Annotated in this window: 23 protein-coding genes; 22 read left to right on the top strand and 1 reads right to left on the bottom strand. The window is 35.8% G+C overall.

Annotated features, from left to right (window positions below; translation table 11 throughout):
• Positions 1-6: 6 nt before the first annotated feature.
• The 13 genes from ACO052_RS12660 to ACO052_RS12600 all read left to right on the top strand — a co-directional run bounded on the left by ACO052_RS12660 (position 7) and on the right by ACO052_RS12600 (position 10,971).
• On the top strand, positions 7-1,155 hold the full coding sequence (locus tag ACO052_RS12660) for a helix-turn-helix domain-containing protein (protein ID WP_422104139.1): 1,149 nt from the start codon (positions 7-9) through the stop codon (positions 1,153-1,155).
• A 319-nt stretch (positions 1,156-1,474) separates the two neighbouring features.
• Complete coding sequence (locus tag ACO052_RS12655) at positions 1,475-1,969, top strand: DoxX family protein (protein WP_422104138.1); 495 nt, start codon at positions 1,475-1,477, stop codon at positions 1,967-1,969.
• A gap of 4 nt (positions 1,970-1,973) precedes the next feature.
• Positions 1,974-2,459 carry a hypothetical protein gene (locus tag ACO052_RS12650; RefSeq protein WP_422104137.1) on the top strand — a complete coding sequence of 162 codons (486 nt, stop codon included), beginning with the start codon at positions 1,974-1,976 and terminating at the stop codon, positions 2,457-2,459.
• A gap of 2 nt (positions 2,460-2,461) precedes the next feature.
• Positions 2,462-2,848 carry a hypothetical protein gene (locus tag ACO052_RS12645; protein ID WP_422104135.1) on the top strand — a complete coding sequence of 129 codons (387 nt, stop codon included), beginning with the start codon at positions 2,462-2,464 and terminating at the stop codon, positions 2,846-2,848.
• 11 nt (positions 2,849-2,859) lie between these two features.
• A complete protein-coding gene (locus ACO052_RS12640; RefSeq protein ID WP_422104134.1) occupies positions 2,860-3,756 on the top strand; it encodes a GIN domain-containing protein in 897 nt (298 codons plus the stop codon).
• Between the two features lie 31 nt (positions 3,757-3,787).
• Positions 3,788-5,437 carry a class I SAM-dependent methyltransferase gene (locus tag ACO052_RS12635; RefSeq protein ID WP_422104133.1) on the top strand — a complete coding sequence of 550 codons (1,650 nt, stop codon included), beginning with the start codon at positions 3,788-3,790 and terminating at the stop codon, positions 5,435-5,437.
• Positions 5,437-5,724 carry a DUF202 domain-containing protein gene (locus tag ACO052_RS12630; RefSeq protein ID WP_422104132.1) on the top strand — a complete coding sequence of 96 codons (288 nt, stop codon included), beginning with the start codon at positions 5,437-5,439 and terminating at the stop codon, positions 5,722-5,724. Before ACO052_RS12635 ends, ACO052_RS12630 begins: the two co-directional genes overlap by 1 nt.
• Positions 5,725-5,799: 75 nt before the next feature.
• Positions 5,800-7,230, top strand: coding sequence for a hypothetical protein (locus ACO052_RS12625; protein WP_422104131.1), 1,431 nt, complete (start codon positions 5,800-5,802; stop codon positions 7,228-7,230).
• Positions 7,231-7,387: 157 nt separating this feature from the next.
• Complete coding sequence (locus ACO052_RS12620; RefSeq protein ID WP_422104130.1) at positions 7,388-8,050, top strand: hypothetical protein; 663 nt, start codon at positions 7,388-7,390, stop codon at positions 8,048-8,050.
• Positions 8,037-9,104, top strand: a complete 1,068-nt coding sequence (locus ACO052_RS12615; RefSeq protein WP_422104129.1) for a sensor histidine kinase — start codon at positions 8,037-8,039, stop codon at positions 9,102-9,104. Before ACO052_RS12620 ends, ACO052_RS12615 begins: the two co-directional genes overlap by 14 nt.
• A complete protein-coding gene (locus tag ACO052_RS12610; protein ID WP_422104128.1) occupies positions 9,091-9,783 on the top strand; it encodes a LytR/AlgR family response regulator transcription factor in 693 nt (230 codons plus the stop codon). Before ACO052_RS12615 ends, ACO052_RS12610 begins: the two co-directional genes overlap by 14 nt.
• A 3-nt stretch (positions 9,784-9,786) precedes the next feature.
• The gene (locus ACO052_RS12605) at positions 9,787-10,260 is read left to right on the top strand and encodes a hypothetical protein (RefSeq protein ID WP_422104127.1); all 474 of its coding nucleotides are present in this window, start codon (positions 9,787-9,789) and stop codon (positions 10,258-10,260) included.
• Positions 10,261-10,395: 135 nt separating this feature from the next.
• Complete coding sequence (locus ACO052_RS12600; RefSeq protein ID WP_422104126.1) at positions 10,396-10,971, top strand: DUF4136 domain-containing protein; 576 nt, start codon at positions 10,396-10,398, stop codon at positions 10,969-10,971.
• Here ACO052_RS12600 and ACO052_RS12595 read toward each other — a convergent pair.
• Positions 10,965-12,128, bottom strand: coding sequence for a THUMP domain-containing class I SAM-dependent RNA methyltransferase (locus ACO052_RS12595; RefSeq protein ID WP_422104125.1), 1,164 nt, complete (start codon positions 12,126-12,128; stop codon positions 10,965-10,967). The two genes, ACO052_RS12600 and ACO052_RS12595, sit on opposite strands and share 7 nt — an antisense overlap.
• Positions 12,129-12,274: 146 nt before the next feature.
• Here ACO052_RS12595 and ACO052_RS12590 point away from each other — a divergent pair, with 146 nt between their 5' ends.
• The 9 genes from ACO052_RS12590 to ACO052_RS12550 all read left to right on the top strand — a co-directional run bounded on the left by ACO052_RS12590 (position 12,275) and on the right by ACO052_RS12550 (position 19,492).
• Positions 12,275-13,006: an SAM-dependent methyltransferase gene (locus ACO052_RS12590; RefSeq protein WP_422104124.1), complete on the top strand. Its 732-nt coding sequence runs from the start codon at positions 12,275-12,277 to the stop codon at positions 13,004-13,006.
• An 8-nt stretch (positions 13,007-13,014) separates the two neighbouring features.
• Positions 13,015-13,689, top strand: coding sequence for a ZIP family metal transporter (locus ACO052_RS12585; protein WP_422104123.1), 675 nt, complete (start codon positions 13,015-13,017; stop codon positions 13,687-13,689).
• Between the two features lie 47 nt (positions 13,690-13,736).
• On the top strand, positions 13,737-14,165 hold the full coding sequence (locus tag ACO052_RS12580) for a DUF4268 domain-containing protein (protein ID WP_422104122.1): 429 nt from the start codon (positions 13,737-13,739) through the stop codon (positions 14,163-14,165).
• Between the two features lie 139 nt (positions 14,166-14,304).
• Positions 14,305-15,066 carry a cyclase family protein gene (locus tag ACO052_RS12575; protein WP_422104121.1) on the top strand — a complete coding sequence of 254 codons (762 nt, stop codon included), beginning with the start codon at positions 14,305-14,307 and terminating at the stop codon, positions 15,064-15,066.
• A 62-nt stretch (positions 15,067-15,128) separates the two neighbouring features.
• The gene (locus ACO052_RS12570; protein WP_422104120.1) at positions 15,129-16,595 is read left to right on the top strand and encodes a hypothetical protein; all 1,467 of its coding nucleotides are present in this window, start codon (positions 15,129-15,131) and stop codon (positions 16,593-16,595) included.
• 129 nt (positions 16,596-16,724) lie between these two features.
• Complete coding sequence (locus tag ACO052_RS12565; RefSeq protein ID WP_422104119.1) at positions 16,725-17,522, top strand: class I SAM-dependent methyltransferase; 798 nt, start codon at positions 16,725-16,727, stop codon at positions 17,520-17,522.
• A 312-nt stretch (positions 17,523-17,834) separates the two neighbouring features.
• Positions 17,835-18,242, top strand: a complete 408-nt coding sequence (locus tag ACO052_RS12560; RefSeq protein WP_422104118.1) for a hypothetical protein — start codon at positions 17,835-17,837, stop codon at positions 18,240-18,242.
• A 39-nt stretch (positions 18,243-18,281) separates the two neighbouring features.
• The gene (locus ACO052_RS12555; RefSeq protein WP_422104117.1) at positions 18,282-18,758 is read left to right on the top strand and encodes a VOC family protein; all 477 of its coding nucleotides are present in this window, start codon (positions 18,282-18,284) and stop codon (positions 18,756-18,758) included.
• Positions 18,755-19,492: a hypothetical protein gene (locus ACO052_RS12550; RefSeq protein WP_422104116.1), complete on the top strand. Its 738-nt coding sequence runs from the start codon at positions 18,755-18,757 to the stop codon at positions 19,490-19,492. The genes ACO052_RS12555 and ACO052_RS12550 overlap by 4 nt, the downstream gene beginning before the upstream one ends.
• Positions 19,493-19,503: the final 11 nt, after the last annotated feature.

The raw sequence follows: 19,503 nt of genomic DNA, 5'->3' as shown, positions 1-19,503 counted from the left end.
CATAGTTTGCCATTATTAATCCTTGTCTTACAGGGGATGATATTTGTGGTGCTACTCTTTATAAGGTATTCTAAGAAGCGACAGCTTTCCGATTTATTCTTAGGTTTAATACTACTCCTATCCTGCTACGCCCAAATATGCTATACCGTTGGGTTTATGGGATGGTATAATGAATTTAGAACCACAAAAATCAATTACTTCCTAATCAACATAGCTGTCGGATTGGCCCCATTAATTTACCTCTACGTAAAATCCATAACAACTTCAAACTTTAGATTTAAGAAGACATATTGGTGGCATTTTTCTTTAGCGTTTTTGTACGTATTTTACCGATTGAGTATTTATACTTACGATGCCTTGCAACCGGGATTTCATGACACCCAAAACGGTATCTTAAAAATTGAACTCGACGAAGCGTACTGGCAGCCCATTATGAGCTATGTCGAGACGCCTTTTATGCTTATGTATTTGGCCTTCACATTTCAACTGTTCTATAGTTATAGAAAAAAGATCATTCAATATTTCTCTAATACCTATAAGCTAGAACTCAATTGGATTCTAAGTTTCTTAATCCTTTTTAGCCTATTATTCCTTTATGGCACCATTCAAGATATTATTGGATCGCGGTTTATGGATTTAGGTTATGAACAACGTTGGTGGTTGAACTTGACTATGGCCATTGTAACGCTTTATGTAGGTGTTAAGGGCTATTTTACGGATACCACAAAGCTCAACAAGTTAGATTTTTCATTTTCTCCTAAAACTATAGGTATTCCTGAGGACGCCAATGTATTTGATGAAGAAAAACCAATCTCTGAAGAAGACATTGCTACTGTTAAGCAATTAATGGAAGATGATAAAGTCTATTTAAACCCAGAACTCAACTTATCCGATTTGGCAAAAATGGCCAATATGTCTCGTGGACAACTCTCTGAAATTGTCAACACTGCTTTTGAAAAGAACTTTAATGACTTTGTTAATGGTTATCGCGTAGAGGCTTTTAAAAATATGCTTAAAGAAGACAAGCATAAGCAATTGTCATTACTTGGTATAGCTCAAGAATGTGGTTTTAACAGTAAGGCCACTTTTAATCGCGTGTTCAAAAAACTGACCGACCTCTCTCCTACCGAATATTTAAAAACCCGATTAAATTAACGTGAGTTTGATGTGAAGGCTTAAAAGTAGGTTGTTTTTATCTTAATAAAACAAGACATTGTCACCTTGAGCGCGGTCGAAAGGTCTTTAAAATTTAGTTTCCAAATAGGTTTCGACTGCGCTCAACCTGACATTAAAACATTCATTAATTACAACTAGTATTATAATAAAGTTTTTAGAAACTCACGTTAAATTAAGACGTCTCAAATCGTATTTAGGACGTTCTAGTACGTTATAAGTCGTCCACAGGCAACAAGTATTCGAAATTTGTGTCATCAATTTCTGCTGAATCTATTTCAGTAATTAAAACCCATTTTTTATGACACGAATAAAAACTCTTTTAAAATTAGTAGTAGCACCTGTAACACAAAAACACTGGTTGGCAGATGCCATTTTAGCCATCCCAAGAATCCTATGTGGACTTTGGCTTACAACAATGTTTGGAGCCGATAAGTTTGGTATGCCTTGGACAGCAGATAGTCAAAACTTGAATTTATTTGAAGTATCTGCATGGTTCCCTGAAGATGTGGCATCCTACGGAGGCATCTTTGCTATGGCTCCTGTATTTTTCGCTTGGATGGGAGCCTTTAGCGAGGCCGTAGGCGGCTTATTCTTAGCGCTTGGGTTTAAAACCAGAATCGCTTCATTCTTAATTATGTGTACCATGCTCACGGCCATTTTTATGCAAAAATGGAACCAAGGTCTTTGGGGAATGCTACCGGCCATGGGATTCCTTTGGGTAGCCATCTACAACCTTCTTTTAGGTTCTGGTCGATTTGGACTAGACTATCTAATCAATAAAAAACTAAACTAATATCATGAGAACCTTATTAACAACACTAATGCTAAGCATCGGATTAATGATCCATGCGCAAGACACCATCAAACTTTCAGATTTTGAAAGCATGAATAACATCAACTGGAAAGGTACACTAACCTATAAAGATTATCAAAGCGGCAAACTAACAGATGTAGATGCCACTATGCAATTTAAAATTGACGGTGATAAAATAGTAACACAAGTTCAATACACTTACGAACCCAACAAAAACTATAAAGGTTCAATAAAAATCAAAAAAAATGGCACCTATTTTGGCAACGAAAAGGTATTAAGCTTTTCCGAGGATAACGGCACAAAAATTCTGGTCACCACCTATAGGGGAAAAGACGATAATAGAAAGGCCGATATGTATTTAACGCATACCATGACCGACTCAACCTATTCTGTATCTAAGGAAGTAGTTTATCTCGATACTAAAGAACGCCTGCTAAGAAACACCTATAACTATATTAAAATTAAATAATCATGAAATACTTAAAAACAATACTCATCTGCATATACTTAACATCACAAAGTTGTGTCCAAGAGACCCATACAAAAACCGTGACTTTTAAGGTGGACATGACCGGAGTTGAACATCCAGAAAATGTCGGCATAAGAGGTAATTTTACTTCAAACCCTTGGAATGAAACCGCGTCGCTGACCGATGACAATGGAGATGGTATCTATGAAGGCACATTTTCTCAAAAAACGGCCATTAATGGCATTCAGTTCAAATTTGTAAATAACAACGAATTTGAACTTGAAGGACAAGACAACAGAAGGATTCAGTTCGAATATAAACCCGAAACCATTGTTTATGAAGCTGTATTCAATAATCCCAAAGGACAACAACAAACCATAAACAATTAAAAACGAAAACAATGAAACAGCTATCTATTTTACTAGTGCTCATAACAAACATAGCTATAGGGCAAGTTAAGGGCAACAAAACGATAGTGACGGCTTCTTATGACGTCACAACGATTGAAGCCATAAAGATCAATCTTTATGCTAAGATTACCATAGACCAATCTGCTGAAGAAAGCTTAACGATTACTGCCGACGAAAACTTGTTGGACCTTATAGACCGAGAGATCATTGATGGCAAGTTATACCTAGACCAAAAGGAATGGATATCCCCATCCAAAGACATTATCATCACCATTGGGGCACCAAAACTTAAACGTGTTGAATCGGGAACGCATGACACTACAAAAATCATCAATCTCGACAATGATTACTTAGAAATCATGGCGCCGATCGGCAACATTATTGTAGAGGGTAAAACCAAAGAACTAAGAATCGGCGCTGAACTGGCCAAAGTCAATGCTTCTAAAACCGAAGCAGAAACTGTATATGTAAATCTATGGAGCTGGGGACATGTTTCTGTTAACCCTATCCAAAAACTATGGGCAGACGTGTCTAATGACGGCAAATTAGTTTACCAATCAAAGCCTGAGGAGTTTAAAGTTAAAACGAAAAATGGTGGACAAACATACGCTTCAGAAGAAATGACTAAGATCAAAAATCCCGAAGCCGTATTTATCAATTTTAAAATCCAAAACAACTCCAATAATCGCCATCAGTTTTTCGTGGTAGGCCCAAAACCAGACGGTACCAAATTCAGCTATGGTTTTCCCATGATGCCAAATGCGAAGCGTAGAGAAAATTGGTCTGTGGGCACCAAGGTCTACAAAGTGAATAGCTTGGGTTTTAGAAAGTTGCTCATTACCATTAAAAAAGAAGATGAGGGTAAAGTCGTAGCGCTGTTCGATTAGCCAAAATAAACCTCATAAAACCGTCATAATTATGACGGTTTTTTTATATTTAAAAGTTAATCTATCCTTTATGCTAACTAAATCGGATAAGTCTCAACTTAGAAGTATCATCTTTCGCCACTTAGATGGTATTGCGACAGCAACATCTGCTTTTTCACTTCACAAAAAAGAGGTTTTGAATTATCTCTTAGAAAAAGAAACCGTGTCCATAAAGCAGCTCTCGGATGTTTTTGATGCTAATGAGGGGTATCTCAATGTGGCATTGCGAATTTTATGCTCTCAAGGATGGCTAGAGCAGCATATCGATAATAAAAGAAATACCGTTTCCTATACAACTACTAATAAGTCAAAAGTAGCATTCAAGTGGGTTCATGTGTATTCAGAGGCGGTTACGCTTTTGAGATATTCAGACCGCTTTGCTCAGGACAAAACAATCAGCTTAGATGCATTTGTGGCCTTGGAACGCATTTTTGATAAATTCGAAGCGAAATTTGGCTTGGATATAAGTGATGAAAATTCTATAGAATATCAAATCTATAAACATATAGAAGGCGTTATTGCTGGGCCGATCATTGTACTTTTAGGAGTTAATGGTTTGTTTCATAAATACTTTATGGAAGCTTCGTTTACGGCAGAAGAATACCATAAAGACCCTGAAAGCTTTAAAAAAATATTGGATTTTTTCGCGCACTTAGGATGGTTTAAAAAGAAAAAGAACACGTATCAATTCACAGATAAGGGGCTTTTTTTCGCAAAACGTGCCAGTGCTTACGGTGTTACCGTATCCTACATTCCCACATTTTTACAATTAGATGAACTCATTTTTGGCAATCCTTTAGTCCTTAAAACTAATTCACCGCACGATACGGAAAAGCACGTCCATCGCGAAATGAATGTTTGGGGAAGTGGTGGGGCTCACGCGACCTACTTTAAGGTCATCGACCAAGTGATTATTGATCTGTTCAACCGACCTATTGATTACCAACCTAGAGGTATTCTCGATATGGGCTGTGGTAACGGCGCGTTCATCGAACACATCTTTAATGTTATTGAGCAACAGACTTTAAGAGGCAAGATGCTTGACGACTACCCCTTATTTCTTGTAGGTGCCGATTTTAATAAGGCAGCACTTAAGGTAACACGAGCCAATCTTATAGCTGCAGATATTTGGGCCAAAGTCATTTGGGGAGATATAGGGAGACCAGAGGTATTGGCATCCGACCTAAAAGAGGACTACAATATCGACCTGAAAGATTTACTAAACGTAAGAACATTTTTAGACCACAACCGGATGTGGCAACTACCAGTAAAGGCCTATGATTTCACCAGTCAGTCTTCTGGCGCTTATGCGAACATGGGTAATCGACTGAGTAATAACCATGTGGAAGCCTCTCTTTTAGAGCACTTAATAAAATGGAAGCCTTATGTCGATAAATTTGGATTGCTTATTATAGAACTACATACCATAAACCCAAAACTTGCTTCTGCCAATTTAGGAAAAACAGCAGCAACAGCTTATGATGCAACACATGGTTATAGTGACCAATACATCCTAGAGGTCGATGTGTTTAAAAACATAGCAGAAAAAGCCGGATTACAACCAGACGAAACACATTTTGCTAAATTCCCAAATAACGAATTAGCTACAGTAAGCATTAATCTATTAAAAGGCACCCACTAATGTCAAATCCAACCGAAAATCAAAACAAAGCGCTTATCACAAGGGATTGGTTGGCCATAGAACGTACAAAGCTGGCCAACGAACGCACCTTTTTAGCTTACTTTAGAACCTTCCTGGTAATTCTTGGCACAGGTGTTACTATATTAAAACTTGAATTCTTTTCAGACATAAAGTCTTATGGTATTGTTCTTATTATAGCTTCAGCAATTTTATTATTTATTGGCATTTATAGATTATTTCGGGTCAAAAAAACCATTAGAAAACACTACAAAATAGATGTCAAATAGACTATCAAAAGCAATAATTGTGTAATTATTGTACATTCGTAGGCATATAAAAAACTCACAATTTAAATATCAAAAATGAAAAAAATTTTTCTTGCACTAGTAATCACACTCCCCTTATTGTGTAGTGGGCAAAAAATAAAAATTAAGAAAGGTGTTGTCACTTTTGACGGCAAGGCCGTGGCCAAATTAGATGATGATGTTAGAAACTTTTACAAATTCTCTACGCTTAAGGATGAAAAGGCCTTCGATGTAGAGTTTAAAGGGCTTTCGGCGTCAAATTTGGAGGGCTTTCAATGGTTAGAGTTGACCTCAGCCGAAGGCAAGAAAACGGAAGTTCCCTACGAAGTCCTCATGACATCTTTTAGCTCCACCAAGCTCATCATAAAACTTCTAAGTGCAAAGTACGAATTGATTACCTCCAATGGTATAGATATGGCCAAAGTTGATGCTTTTTTTGCGGTTGAACGTGAAAAATTAAGTGATAAGTATACTAAGGCTGTGGTATCCGCAAAAGCCGATGAGGCCGAACGTCAAAAAACCGTGGGGCGTTTCAACCCTTTTGTTAAAGATGACGGTACCATTCTTTTTGGGGGATCCCGAGGCACAAAAATTGCCGGGAGAGTCACATACGGAGAGAATATCTATTATGTTGTTGATCTCGACGGCATAACAGTAGGTACCGCTAAAGGTTGTTCCACTTGCACAAGTGTAGATGCCAAAACATATACCGATGAAACATTTAAATTCGATTATGGTTCCCGTACGATGATGACGGGTCGTTTTGACCGTTCGCTTGCACAGATTTTTGTCGAAGAACTCTTAGGAAGAGGTTACCAACTGCAAAACGAAGCAAAAGCTTATAAAGCCAAATTGCGTAATGAGCGCATTAAGGTCGCCAAAGCGAATAGTATTAATCTCTATGGTGTGGAAGGTACAGTAACCGATGAAGATGGTAAAACTTACAAGGGTACAGTATATGCTATTTTTGAGAAGCTTCAAATAGACCCTTCCCAACAGCAAAGCGATTATGCCGAAATGAATTCCATAGATAAATTCGGAAAATTCGTTAGCGTGAAATACAGAAACGAAAAGAACAGAGAACGTACTAAAAAATTCTCTGCCAAACAAAAGGTAAAATTTTGCGCTATGGATGAAGGCATTGAGAAGTGCTTCATGGGTATGAAGACCAAGGGAAATGCCTTGAAAAAATTGTCTAATGCCTCAAATTTTGGATTCGACAATTCCTATTTCTATGAGATTATTTACGAAAACAATGGGCATATGGTACTCGCCAAACCGGGTGAAGATGACACTTACGTCTTGAAGTTTTCCGGTAAAAAGGAAGGCTTTATGATAGATGAACGCAAGAACGACAAGATCTCTGCTAAATTGGCTAAGTATGTATCAAACTGTAAAAGTTTAGCTGAGGATATAAAAAATCAGGAATTTGATTTGAGTAACTTGGACAACTTAAAACAAATCGTCAACGAGTACTGTAAAAATTAAAGTTGTTGCTATTAAAAGTTAGAGCGAAGAAGGCCTTTGGGCCTTCTTTATTTTTGTAGAAAAGGGTTTGGCATGAGTTGGTCATTGTTTGTCGAAATTAATTGTAATGCTCCATTTGAATTAAGAGTTTAGCATAAACATTTAAAGATTACTCATTATGAAATTTAAAACATCACTTATTTTAGTTGGATTAGCCTTATTACTAAGCTCTTGCCTTGTTAAATCCATTCAACCGTTTTATACGGCAGATTCGCAATTTTATGATGACCGATTAGAAGGGGAGTTTATCACCAAAAGTAAAACAACCTGGAAATTTATGTCCTTTAAAACAGAATGGGAAAATGACAATAAGGACAAATCAGAATTGACCAAGGAGGACTATGCGCATCTTGAACGTTATAAAAATGCTTATGCTCTCGAATGTATCAGTAAAGATAAGGAAGCATTGTTTATTGCCATGCCTTTTAAAGTCGATGACCATTTATTTTTGGATATAACACCTGTTCATTATGAAAACAGTGGTCTGCATGCCATGGTAGCGCAACACATATTGAATACCCATTCCGCAGCAAAAGTAGATTTTAATGAAGATGGAAGTATTAAACTATCTTGGGTTTCTGAGCAAGTCATTAAGCAATTATTTGAAGAGCAAAAAATACGTTTAAAACACGAAAAAGTTGGAATTGAAGAAGATCTAGTACTAACGGCCAGCAGTGAAGAATTATATAGTTTTCTTAAAAAGTTTGTAGCAGCTGATTTTACTAATAAATGGAGGAAAGACGATATTATCACCCTAAACCCAATTAATGCGCAACCTTAATTTTTATATATCAGAAAAGCGTTCTAATTACCACAGACCACTTTTGTTTAATGGTGGTCTGTGGTCTTTGGCATTCCTAATTCTCTTATTTGTATTTTCAAAGGGTAAAACACCTATAAGCATCGACTTTATATATACGGTGGCATTTATAGTCGCTTTAGCTATACCTGCATCGATTAATTTTTATATCCTAATGCCAAAGCTTTTAAAAAAAGAGCGTTATCTAGCTTATAGTTTATCCTTTGTTTTAAACCTACTAGTGTTTGCCTTCTTAAGTAGTTGGTTATTACAGCCCATTTTAGACTTACTTTTTACAAGCTTTTTTTTCATTTCATACTTGTCTCAAGAAAACATTCTCTTCGTGTTTGCTATTTTCTTAGTCGTCTCCACATTGCTAAAGCTCGCAGAAGACTGGTTCTATTTTAATACGAACGAGAACAAAATATTACGCCTAAAAAATCAACAGATAGAAACGCAATTATCGACATTACGATCGCAAATTAATCCGCATTTTTTGTTCAATTCCCTTAATGTTATTTATGCCTTGGCCTTAGAAAAAAAAGAAGGTATTACCAACGCTATTGTGCAACTTTCCGATATACTGCGCTATGTCATATACGATTCCGACACAGAGCAAGTCACCTTAAAAGACGAAATTAAGTTATTAAAGAATTATATGGCCTTTCAAAATCACCGCGTAAAAACATCTAACGTGGCACGTCTCGATTTGGATATTGAAAACGACGATTTTAAGATCTACCCCATGTTGTTATTACCACTCTTGGAAAACAGTTACAAGCACGGCATTGGTACTGATAAAACAACACCATCAATAACTATTAAAATGTCTCAAAAAGGTTCTAATTTTGAATTTATGATCACTAACCTTAGTTTGAATACAAAAAACCAACTTAAAGATAAATATTCCGGCATTGGACTGGAAAATATTCAGAATAACCTTAGTTTGGTTTACCCCAATCGGCATCAATTAAACGTTAGTGAAACCGACAATTTGTTTAAAGTAAGATTAGCCATTAACAATGACCACTCATAAATCTATTTCCTGTTTAATCATTGATGACGAGCCTTCTTCCCAGCACGTTTTGCAGCACTTTATTGCTCAAACACCTGTTTTGGACTTAAAATCGACCTGTAGTAATGCTGAAGAAGCGTTTAAATATTTACAACTGAATGAAAAGATCGACTTGCTGTTCTTGGATATTAATATGCCCAAACAGTCTGGACTGAACTTTTACAAATCCTTAAAAAATCCTCCGCAAGTCATTTTCACCACAGCTTATCCGCAATATGCCGTAGATGGCTTCGAAGTCAACGCCGTAGATTACTTACTCAAACCTATCGCCTACGAACGCTTCCTCACGGCTATTAACAAAGTACTCCATAGTCATGACCCCAAAGTCCATGACCGTGAATTCATCGTCCTTAAAGAAAATAAGGCACTCTATAAAGTTCACTTTGAGGACATTCAATATATTGAGGCTTTTGGGGATTATGTAAAGGTGCATACGAGACAAAAGACCATAATAACGCATAGTACTTTTTCCAAATTTATCGAAAACTTACCCCACTATTTTCTAAGAACGCATAAATCCTTTAGTATTAATCTTAAAAAACTCAACCATCTCTCAGGTAATCAGATTACTATTGATGACCATAAAATCCCTATTGGTCAGACCTATAAGCAGTCTGTTTTAAAAGCCTTAAATTTGTGATTCATGAAAATAGAATCTATCGTCACCATAAAGAAAGAGCTTCAACACTTACCAAAGGAAGACTTATTAGAATTGTGTTTAAGACTGGGGAAATTTAAAAAAGAAAATAAGGCCCTACTTACTTACCTGCTCTTTGAAGCTCATGATGAAGACGGCTATGTCTCAAGTGTTAAATCGACTTTAGACGAACTCTTTGACGGGATGAATACGGACAGCTATTTCTACATGAAAAAGACCATTAGAAAAATTTTGAGACAGCTTAGAATATACAGTCGTTATTCGCTAAAAAAATCGACTGAAGTGGAACTCCTACTCTATTTCTGTGAACGCCTGAAGACCTTAAAACCATCAATCCATAGAAACAGAACACTTCACAATTTATACGAGCGTCAAGTTACGGCCGTAAAGAAAAAAATAGCGGTCCTTCACGAAGACCTACAGTACGATTATAATTCGCAATTAGAAGAACTGCTGTAGTCATCTAAATAAGCTCAGTGTGTCGCATAGGTCTGTTATAACATACTGAAATAACTTTTCTGCCAAACTTGATATTTATCATAGTATATCTTAACCGTAATTCAGAACTTTAAGAACATTCTAAATTACTGAGTCATGAGAGTTTATTCATTTATTTCCGGCCTTTTATTGGTATTACTTTTTAACTGTGCGGCCACAAGCGAAGTGGTATATGATTACAACATAGAAGTTGATTTTAACCAATATGAAACCTATGTTCTGTGTATTGAGGATTTTGCTGTTGAACATATTAATCATCCCGATTTAGACAATGACGCGGTACGACAATTTATTGGCGATGCCGTTGCTGTAGAAATGGAAAATAAAGCACATAAAACCAATGTTTTAAAGCCACAACTACAAGCCGGTTTTAAAATTTTGATCAGTGAGGAAACTGCTGAATTCAAGAGCTGTGAATATTCAGAACATCTCGTTTATTGGGAAAATTGCACCATACACCAAGAGACCTACGAAGAAGAAACATTAGTGGTTTATGTCGCTGATTTCAATACCAACAGAGTGTTATGGCATGCCTCAATTATTTGCGAGCTCAATAAGTCAAAGAAAAAGCTCAAACCTTATATCGACGGTTTAGTTAAGGATTTGTTTGCGACCTATCCTAAAACTGAAGTGGGGCAACACCCAGATGCGTTTAAGGAAGACCTTCAATGAGCTTGTTTTTTTGCTTTACGACTGCCTTCATACATTTCGTATTTTACCAGTCGCGATTCTAGTTTGGCATTAAAGACTTTTATTTTTCGAGAAGGTCTAAGCCCTATATATTTTAAAGCTTCAAGATTGGATGTAATGAGCCATGCATTGGTATTGGGGTAGCCATGTTTTAAGGTATTACCAATATTGGCATAAAATTCCTCGACATTCAAACTTTCTAGACGTTCGCCGTAAGGTGGATTAAATACCATATGTAATTTATCTGTCCCCGCCTTTTGGGTTTTGAAGAAATCTTCGTGTTGTACATGTATAAATTCGTCCAAATGGGCATTCTTAATATTGGCTTTTGCTTTTCTTATGGCTGATGGCGACTTATCATAACCAATAATCTTGTGATGAAAATCTCGTATTTTCTTTAACAAAGACTCCTCTATGGTTTCAAACAAATCGACATCCCAATCCTCCCAGCGTTCAAAAGCAAACTCCTTGCGCATCAAATTCGGCGGAATATTACAGGCGATCATTGCGGCTTCAGCCAGAATAGTGCCACTACCGCACATAGGGTCCATGAAATCGGTTTGCCCGTCCCAACCGCTCATCATAATCAAACCAGCGGCAAGTACCTCACTAATAGGCGCAATATTAGTTGCTGTTTTGTAGCCTCTGCGATGCAAAGATTCGCCTGAGGTGTCTAAAGAAATAGTACAACGTTGCCTGTCGATATGTACGTTGATCTTTAAATCTGGAAAACGCAGGTCTACATTAGGACGCGTGCCACCCAGTTCCCTAAAGCGATCGACAATAGCATCCTTGGTTTTTAATGCCGTGTATTGCGAATGGGTAAACACACTATGGTGTACTGTCGCATCAACAGCCAAGGATCCCGAGGGTTTAAGGTAATGCTCCCATTTGATATTTTTAACGTTTTTGTAGAGATCGTCTTCTCGCACCACTCTGAAAGAAGTAATAGGCTTTAGGATTTTTATGGCTGTACGTATGGCCATATTAGCCTTGTACATAAAGCCTTTATCTCCGACAAAGCTCACATTTCGGACACCCTTCTCAACCTGCATGGCACCTAGCTGGGTGAGCTCTTTGGCCAAGAGGTCTTCAAAACCAAATAAGGTTTTGGCTACCATTTTAAAATTATTGTCCATGACTTAAATAAAATAACTCAGCGCAAGGCCTTTCAGAATTAATTGAAATAAAAGCAACGCTTTTACGACAGATATCATATTCAAATCTCGTCTAGCGAGCAAATAAAACGCAAATTTAAACTATTTTTGCAGGACGTATTACACTTATGGCAAAATCAACTAAACAATGGTACGCATCGTGGTTCGACACACCTTATTACCACATTTTATATAAAGATCGGGATTATTCTGAAGCGCAAGGTTTTATGGATAATCTTACTAGTTATCTCAACTTACCCGAAGGAGGCAAAATTCTGGATTTGGCCTGTGGAAAGGGTAGGCATTCCATCTATCTCAACAAACTTGGCTATAATGTTACTGGAGTCGATTTATCAGAACAAAGTATTAAACACGCCAAGCAATTTGAAAATGACACCCTTAAATTCGATGTTCATGATATGACCAAGCCCTATCCCGAAACCTTCGATGCTGTTTTTAACCTGTTTACAAGCTTCGGGTATTTTAAAGATGATACTTGCAATCTCAAGACTATTTCTGCCATAAAAGCTGAATTAAATACCTTTGGCTTTGGTGTCATTGACTTTATGAACGTTAACTATGTCATTGATCATTTGGTTTCCGAAGATGTTAAAACCGTCAATGGCATTGACTTTTATCAAAAGCGCAGCGTTAAAGATGGCTATATTGTAAAGGACATTAGTTTTGAGTTTGACGGTGAACACCACGAATTCCAAGAACAGGTAAAGGCACTGACCTTATCGGATTTTAAAACCTTATTTGATGAAGCAGACGTGCATCTCTTAGAGGTATTTGGGGATTACAAGCTACAAAAGTACCACCACAAGACTTCAGAGCGCTTGATTATGATCTTTAAGTGATTGAAGGTATGAACAAGTATCTATTTCCCATATATGCAATTATCATTGGCGTCATCATTGCCTTTTTAACCAAAAGGCAAAAGTCAACCTACACCAAATTGTTATTATCGTTTAGTGGCGCCTTTTTACTGGCCCTGACCCTATTCGATTTATTGCCTGAGGTCTATGAATTCTTGGATGCCAAGCGCACAGGATTGTTCATTATGTGCGGTATTTTATTACAAATCATATTGGAGTTTTTATCAAAAGGTGCGGAGCATGGCCATGTGCATATTAGCGAAAACAATTCTAAATTTCCTTGGTTGCTATTTATCAGTTTGTGTATTCATAGCTTTTTAGAAGGCTTTCCTATACATCAACATAACGATATCGTGTATGGCGTTTTTATACATAAAATACCAATAGCCGCACTCCTCACCTCTTTTTTATTGCAATCTAAGTATATGAAGGAGCAGGCCTTAAGTTTTATTTTGATTTTTACGGTCATGACCCCTTTAGGCACCTTGGTATCTAACACCACATCTATTCCACCGATATATCTTACGAGTATCAATGCGATTGTGATCGGTATCTTTTTACATATCTCTACAACGATTTTATTTGAAACGGGTGAGGGCCATAAATTCAACTTGTCTAAGCTCTTAGCAATCTGTTTAGGAGTACTAATAGCCTACTTTATATAAATTATGGTCAAGTATAAAATCATAATGTAGTATGTAATTTTTAATATATGTTCTCCAAAGAAGAAAGCCGTCTATTACGCCAAGAATTCTGGACCAGTTTTGGAAAGTCCTTTCCCAGAAAATGGCTCTTGTACAATACCAAGATTAAAGGGCTGTCCTTTAAATTTTATTTCGATACCAAATCGGCACTCATCGCCTTAGATCTTGAGGATCATCTAGAAAATCGTATCAATTGCTGGGAAAAGCTGGTCGCCTTAAAAAGTATTCTGCATAATGATTATCTGCCAAATGCCATTTATGAAGAGGAACACTACTTGGACAACGGTAAAGAAATCTCACGTATTTATGTACCCTTAGAAGAAAAGGTCTCTATCCATAACAAAATTACCTGGCAACCGGTCATGGAATTCTTTAATATCCATATGGTATTGTTTGAAACATTTTTTGAGGAATATCGGGATATCATAAAACCTTAGATGTTTAAAACATATATTGACTTCTTGTTTAATATGTAAAAACCATTCAGCAAGAAACATCTTATCCTATTATAAGGTTGTTATAAAGCGAATTATAGAATATATTAGCCTTATAAACGCGTTGACCACATTACCAAAGATGAAAATAATAGATCTATCAAAACCCATACAGTATAATTCATCTGATCCTTGGTTTATGAAGGTGAAAATTAAACACAAACCACATAAAAAGGCGGGGCTATTGTTACGTTTTCTAGGCTTGCCTAAACGATTGTATCCAAAAGGCTTTGTGGGCTGGGCAGATGATACAATCAAAAAAATGGGGGTACACTCTACCACACATATTGATGCACCTTGGCATTACTCTCCTACGGTCAATGGGGAGCGCGCCAAGACCATTGATGAAATTCCATTGGACTGGTGCTATGGAGATGGTCTCGTCATCGATATGACACACAAAAAGGATTTTGACGCGATAACAGTACAAGATATTCAAAACTTTCTAAACAAGGAACAATTAACACTCCAAAAAGGAATGATTGTTTTAATCAAAACAGGCCGAGATATTTACAATGGAACCAAAGACTTTCCAAACAAAGGAACCGGAATGAGCGCCAATGCCACTGAATGGCTCATTGATCAAGGCATTAAAGTTATGGGAATTGATTCTTGGGGTTGGGATTTACCACTAAAGCACCTCATTGAAAAAGCAAAAGAAACCAACAATTCCGAGTTATTCTGGGAAGCGCACTTAGTCGGACAACGAAAAGAATATTGCCATATAGAACAACTGGTGAATTTAGATCAACTTCCATACACAGGATTTAAAGTTGCTGTTTTTCCTCTAAAAATTGTTGGAGCGTCGGCAGCGCCAGCTAGGGTTGTCGCCCTATTTGAATAAATACTAGGTTCAACTTGTCTTTTAAATTTTCACATAACTTGCAGTAACTACAATCACAAAAAATGAAGAAAACGATTACCTTACTTTTATTATTAGCATTAGCATTTACCCATAGTCAAACACAAATTATCAAAAGCAATGATAATGAGGCCAAAAGAAAGATTAATTATGCTTTCAGGACTTCGGTAACTGAAAATGGAGACATTATTAACTTAAGTGTTGGTAAAAAACAAAGCCATTTGTCCTTTAAAAAATACTATACCTTAAGCCTTTTTAATAAGGACATGACGCTTATTAAAGAAAAAGATATATCCAAAGTGTTTAAAGGCTCTATTATGGATATGGAAGTCATTAATAATAATGTGAGTATCATAGTAGCAGAACCTCATGAGCTGAGGATGAAAACTGTTAAAAGGTATTATTGTTCTATAGATGACTTAGATTTTAAAGAACAGGTTCTTTATGAAAGCAATGAGGGAACTAGAGCCTCAAAATCATCTTTTTCTAAAAACAATACTTTTATGAGTCTAATGATAGGAGATAGGAAAGTTAAAAAGCCTAATATTTATTTTACAAAAGCAAAAAAGATCTTATTATTTAGCGATGATTTTAAAGAAAGAATAGAAATAAAAATTGAAGACTTTCATAAGAAAAAAAATGTAGAAATCTCCGATATTTATACTTTAGAAAACGGCTCAAATCTTATTGTTGTAAAAAATTACAAACCAAAGCATAAATCGACATTCTCTTACGATATTATAAAAATAAATCAAGACTCTCAGGATTTATTGAGTATCGACACCCAAAATAAATTTGTTAAAGATCTGAAGTTCTTTATTTATGAAAATCAAATCTATTTAGCTGGTCATTACAGTGATTATTATAAAAAAAATGATTTAAAAGGGTTTTATATTTCAAAACTAAATGTAGCCGATACCGAGCAAGAATTTATTAAAATCAGTCCTTTTAAAAAGGAATACATGACTAAGATGAATCTCAACACTTCCAAAAAGAGCTTTAAACAAATAAACCACCTCGAAATATTGGATTTTTACGTTTCTAATGATTCATATTTTCTGCTCAATGAAGCGAGTTACAATTACAGCTTATCACAAAACCAAACAAGTAGCAATTTTTCAATAGATACTTGGTATTATGGTAATATGGCGGTAAACAAATTTGATAACCAAGGTAATTTGACAAACTTTGACATTACTTATAAAACAATACCCACTAATAATTTCTATCCTATTCAGAGTCCTATTTCAAGCATAAAAAAGAACGATTATATTTATTTGTACTTAAGATCCTCGGTTGAGGAAAAGGAGGGCATCAAAGTATATAAGTTCAATGAAAATAAACCACAAAATTATGAATTTAAGTATGATCTTGAATTGAATAAAGAAATAAATGAATGTACCAATATACCTATGAGCACCATTAATTCCTTCAATTTTAGGAACGACTATTTGATTCTATTTACAAACGAAAGACAGAAAAGGGAACTTGTAAAGATTATTCCAAATTAGATTTAATTATAAACAAAAAATATACACAACAATGGTCATAATTCATAGCGTCTCGAAGTAACAATATGAGGCTATAAGCCTAGAAGTGCAGGAAGCTAATTTATAGATAAAATTGATATACCAATTAATATGAGAGAATATTCTATTCAAGGAGGAGATGAAGGAAGCATACGATTAGATATTTTAAGTAGGACCCTTGAAAAAAGTACGGTAGACTTCTTAAAAAGTGTTGAATTGACAGATACAATGAAGGCCTTGGACCTTGGTTGTGGAACCGGAAAAGTAACTACATTATTAGCTGAAGTTATTGGAGATCAAGGTCATGTTCTCGGGCTAGATATCGACGAACTAAATACGCAAAGAGCTACTAAGGCTGCCAAATTAAAACACATAAAAAATGTCACTTATAAAACTTTGGACGCATACAAATTGAAAAGTAAGAGCAAATATGACCTTATCTATTCACGTTTTTTGTTATCGCATTTGGCAAATCCAAAAATTGTTCTTGAAAATGCTTTAAAAGCTCTTAAATCTGGTGGTAAATTACTCATTGAGGAAACCGATTTTTCAGGGCATTTCAGTTATCCAAGATCAGACTATTTCGATCAATATATCACTCTTTATCAAAATCTACTAAAAAAACATGGCGCAAATGCAAATTTGGGCCAAAGCCTGGTTAAGCTATTAATAGACACTGGTTTTACGGAAGTAAAATTTCAAATATCACAACCTGTTCATAGGACTGAAGAGGGCAAACTAATGGCCGAAATAACTTTTAAGGGCATCTCAAAAGCACTAATGGAAGAAAAACTTATTACCAACGGAGAATTTCTGGAGATTCATTCTGAATTAGTAAAGTTTAGAAAAAGAAAGGATACTATTATGAGTCTTCCTCGTATATTCCAAATAGTAGCTCATAGTCCTTAAAATGTGTTTTAGAAGCAATGATCTGATATATATTGATTAACCATGTGTATAGGTCATGGCAACTATTCCAAATTGAATCGATGCTTTAAAGAATTTTATATCAACTTAATTTTTTTTAACTTCAAGGCTTAACCTTAGGGCAATATTAGTCTGCCATGTAAAATGAGAGTTTCCTTAATCTATTTTTATTTTAGCGTATGTGTCTTTATGAGTGGAACAACTCAAAATGAAGAGCTGTACCAATAAACTTTTGTCGCTTTATGGCTAACAACCTCAATGTGATCGTAAACGAGACCCGAAGCTAGAGTTTAAATGACCAATTCAGAAATAAAATATCCCATTCTTCTTGTCCGTGAAAATGATAATAATCTATACGGGCTAAGCAATGGATTAGGACTAATTTCTAAAGGCGGAGAATCTTTCTATAAAAGATCGATCAAGTTAATTGACCGAGATGGATTAGAATTTAAGCTGAAATCAATTTCAGGTAAGCATAAAGCAAGACTTATAGATTCTATACGTTATTTTCAGCCTATGGAGCAACTAAAATTTGAATTTGAACAAACAGGGCGACTGAATCTAAGCGAATTGAAATTTCAAATCTTAAGGCATGTTAGTGCTAAACCTAAACATTGGATTGCTCTTGGGACCCCAGATATGATAGAAGAATGGGTAAACAAAAAAGAATCGATCCCTGATTTAATTAAAATGTTTAAGTAAAAAATCATGGTCAACACTATCTATAAAGCAAAACATAAAATGAAAAGACTATATATCCTTTTAACTATTTCTCTTTTATCACTTCAAACTGATGCCCAAGAGAATACTCCTTCTGATCCTGAAGCTTATTTTTCGGCGCTAATTGTAGACAATATTGAGCACTCCATAACTTGGTATACCAACACTATTGGGTTTGAAATTTTAAACAAAAACGAATTTCCTGATGCGGGATTTAAACAAGCGAATTTAAAGCGAGGGAATGTTTTAATCGAATTAATTGAATTAGACACAGCTATTTCTGCCAAAGAAGTTATCCCAAATTATAACAGCAAGACAAGACTCATAGGATTTTTTAAAATCGGCTTTTTAATTTCTGACTTTGATCAATGGATGGACTATTTGAATAAGCAAAATGTCGAATTTCACGGTAGCGTAGTAAATCAGCCTGAATCTGATAAAAGAATGGTGATTATAAAAGACCCTGATGGTAATCGCATACAGTTTTTTGAGAAATGAACAGATTCATATCATACGAAGGATTACCAATTCATTCTGGTGGTGCCCATAGCATAAGTAAAAAATCCCCAAAAGTGGGTTACGCCCAGACCTTAGACTTTCTAAACATATTCGCAGACAACACTCAAGCAGAATCCATCGAACTGACCTTGTACGAGTCGGAAAAAAAGGAATACTCCGCTTTGAAATTATTACCTAAATTGACTTTGAAATTTGGTATTCCAAAAACAAGAAATGACGGTTGGTTAAGAACTTGGACCTGGAGCCTGGCCAAAAAGGATATTGAAAAAGGATTCAAGACACTTGACTTAAATAATGAATTACCAGCAAATCCCGCAGGACCAATAGTGCTTAATTTTTGTTGGAATTTCCACTTTAAAGATCCAAATACCAATCGAGTGCTGCCAAATCAAGAGCTCATACCTGAACTGGATTCTAGAATAAAAAACTCTCAAATTTATTTGAGACTGTCCAAAAAATCGACCATATCAGTTTGGTTCGCCCTCCCCTTTGAGAAAATGGGAACCTACGAATCCAAATTTATAAAAGCACTTACATCTCATTTACCATTTAAAACATCAGACAAGCATTGGAGAATTTGGAACAAATCCGATAAGGGGCATTGGACACCGAGAAAATTAGAAATGAACAAGGTTAGGCAAGTCATCGTGCCTTGCATGACAAAACCATTACCTAAACCGTCATCTCATTTATCAAAAAGCTTAAATGTTTAATCTCATTGTTG

Source organism: Winogradskyella sp. (assembly GCF_965228925.1).
Classification (GTDB): domain Bacteria; phylum Bacteroidota; class Bacteroidia; order Flavobacteriales; family Flavobacteriaceae; genus Winogradskyella.
The sequence above is the reverse complement of the archived record's forward strand: the minus strand, read 5'-3'. Positions and strand labels throughout refer to the sequence as shown.

Coding starts and splice junctions, on each gene's coding strand:
- ACO052_RS12585 (WP_422104123.1), top strand. CDS start 13,015: ATGAACAAGTATCTATTTCCCATATATGCAATTATCATTGGCGTCATC.
- ACO052_RS12600 (WP_422104126.1), top strand. CDS start 10,396: ATGAGAGTTTATTCATTTATTTCCGGCCTTTTATTGGTATTACTTTTT.
- ACO052_RS12630 (WP_422104132.1), top strand. CDS start 5,437: ATGTCAAATCCAACCGAAAATCAAAACAAAGCGCTTATCACAAGGGAT.
- ACO052_RS12555 (WP_422104117.1), top strand. CDS start 18,282: ATGAAAAGACTATATATCCTTTTAACTATTTCTCTTTTATCACTTCAA.
- ACO052_RS12610 (WP_422104128.1), top strand. CDS start 9,091: ATGACCACTCATAAATCTATTTCCTGTTTAATCATTGATGACGAGCCT.
- ACO052_RS12635 (WP_422104133.1), top strand. CDS start 3,788: ATGACGGTTTTTTTATATTTAAAAGTTAATCTATCCTTTATGCTAACT.
- ACO052_RS12605 (WP_422104127.1), top strand. CDS start 9,787: ATGAAAATAGAATCTATCGTCACCATAAAGAAAGAGCTTCAACACTTA.
- ACO052_RS12570 (WP_422104120.1), top strand. CDS start 15,129: ATGAAGAAAACGATTACCTTACTTTTATTATTAGCATTAGCATTTACC.
- ACO052_RS12625 (WP_422104131.1), top strand. CDS start 5,800: ATGAAAAAAATTTTTCTTGCACTAGTAATCACACTCCCCTTATTGTGT.
- ACO052_RS12565 (WP_422104119.1), top strand. CDS start 16,725: ATGAGAGAATATTCTATTCAAGGAGGAGATGAAGGAAGCATACGATTA.
- ACO052_RS12575 (WP_422104121.1), top strand. CDS start 14,305: ATGAAAATAATAGATCTATCAAAACCCATACAGTATAATTCATCTGAT.
- ACO052_RS12650 (WP_422104137.1), top strand. CDS start 1,974: ATGAGAACCTTATTAACAACACTAATGCTAAGCATCGGATTAATGATC.
- ACO052_RS12595 (WP_422104125.1), bottom strand. CDS start 12,128: ATGGACAATAATTTTAAAATGGTAGCCAAAACCTTATTTGGTTTTGAA.
- ACO052_RS12590 (WP_422104124.1), top strand. CDS start 12,275: ATGGCAAAATCAACTAAACAATGGTACGCATCGTGGTTCGACACACCT.
- ACO052_RS12655 (WP_422104138.1), top strand. CDS start 1,475: ATGACACGAATAAAAACTCTTTTAAAATTAGTAGTAGCACCTGTAACA.
- ACO052_RS12580 (WP_422104122.1), top strand. CDS start 13,737: ATGTTCTCCAAAGAAGAAAGCCGTCTATTACGCCAAGAATTCTGGACC.
- ACO052_RS12645 (WP_422104135.1), top strand. CDS start 2,462: ATGAAATACTTAAAAACAATACTCATCTGCATATACTTAACATCACAA.
- ACO052_RS12640 (WP_422104134.1), top strand. CDS start 2,860: ATGAAACAGCTATCTATTTTACTAGTGCTCATAACAAACATAGCTATA.
- ACO052_RS12620 (WP_422104130.1), top strand. CDS start 7,388: ATGAAATTTAAAACATCACTTATTTTAGTTGGATTAGCCTTATTACTA.
- ACO052_RS12560 (WP_422104118.1), top strand. CDS start 17,835: ATGACCAATTCAGAAATAAAATATCCCATTCTTCTTGTCCGTGAAAAT.
- ACO052_RS12615 (WP_422104129.1), top strand. CDS start 8,037: ATGCGCAACCTTAATTTTTATATATCAGAAAAGCGTTCTAATTACCAC.
- ACO052_RS12550 (WP_422104116.1), top strand. CDS start 18,755: ATGAACAGATTCATATCATACGAAGGATTACCAATTCATTCTGGTGGT.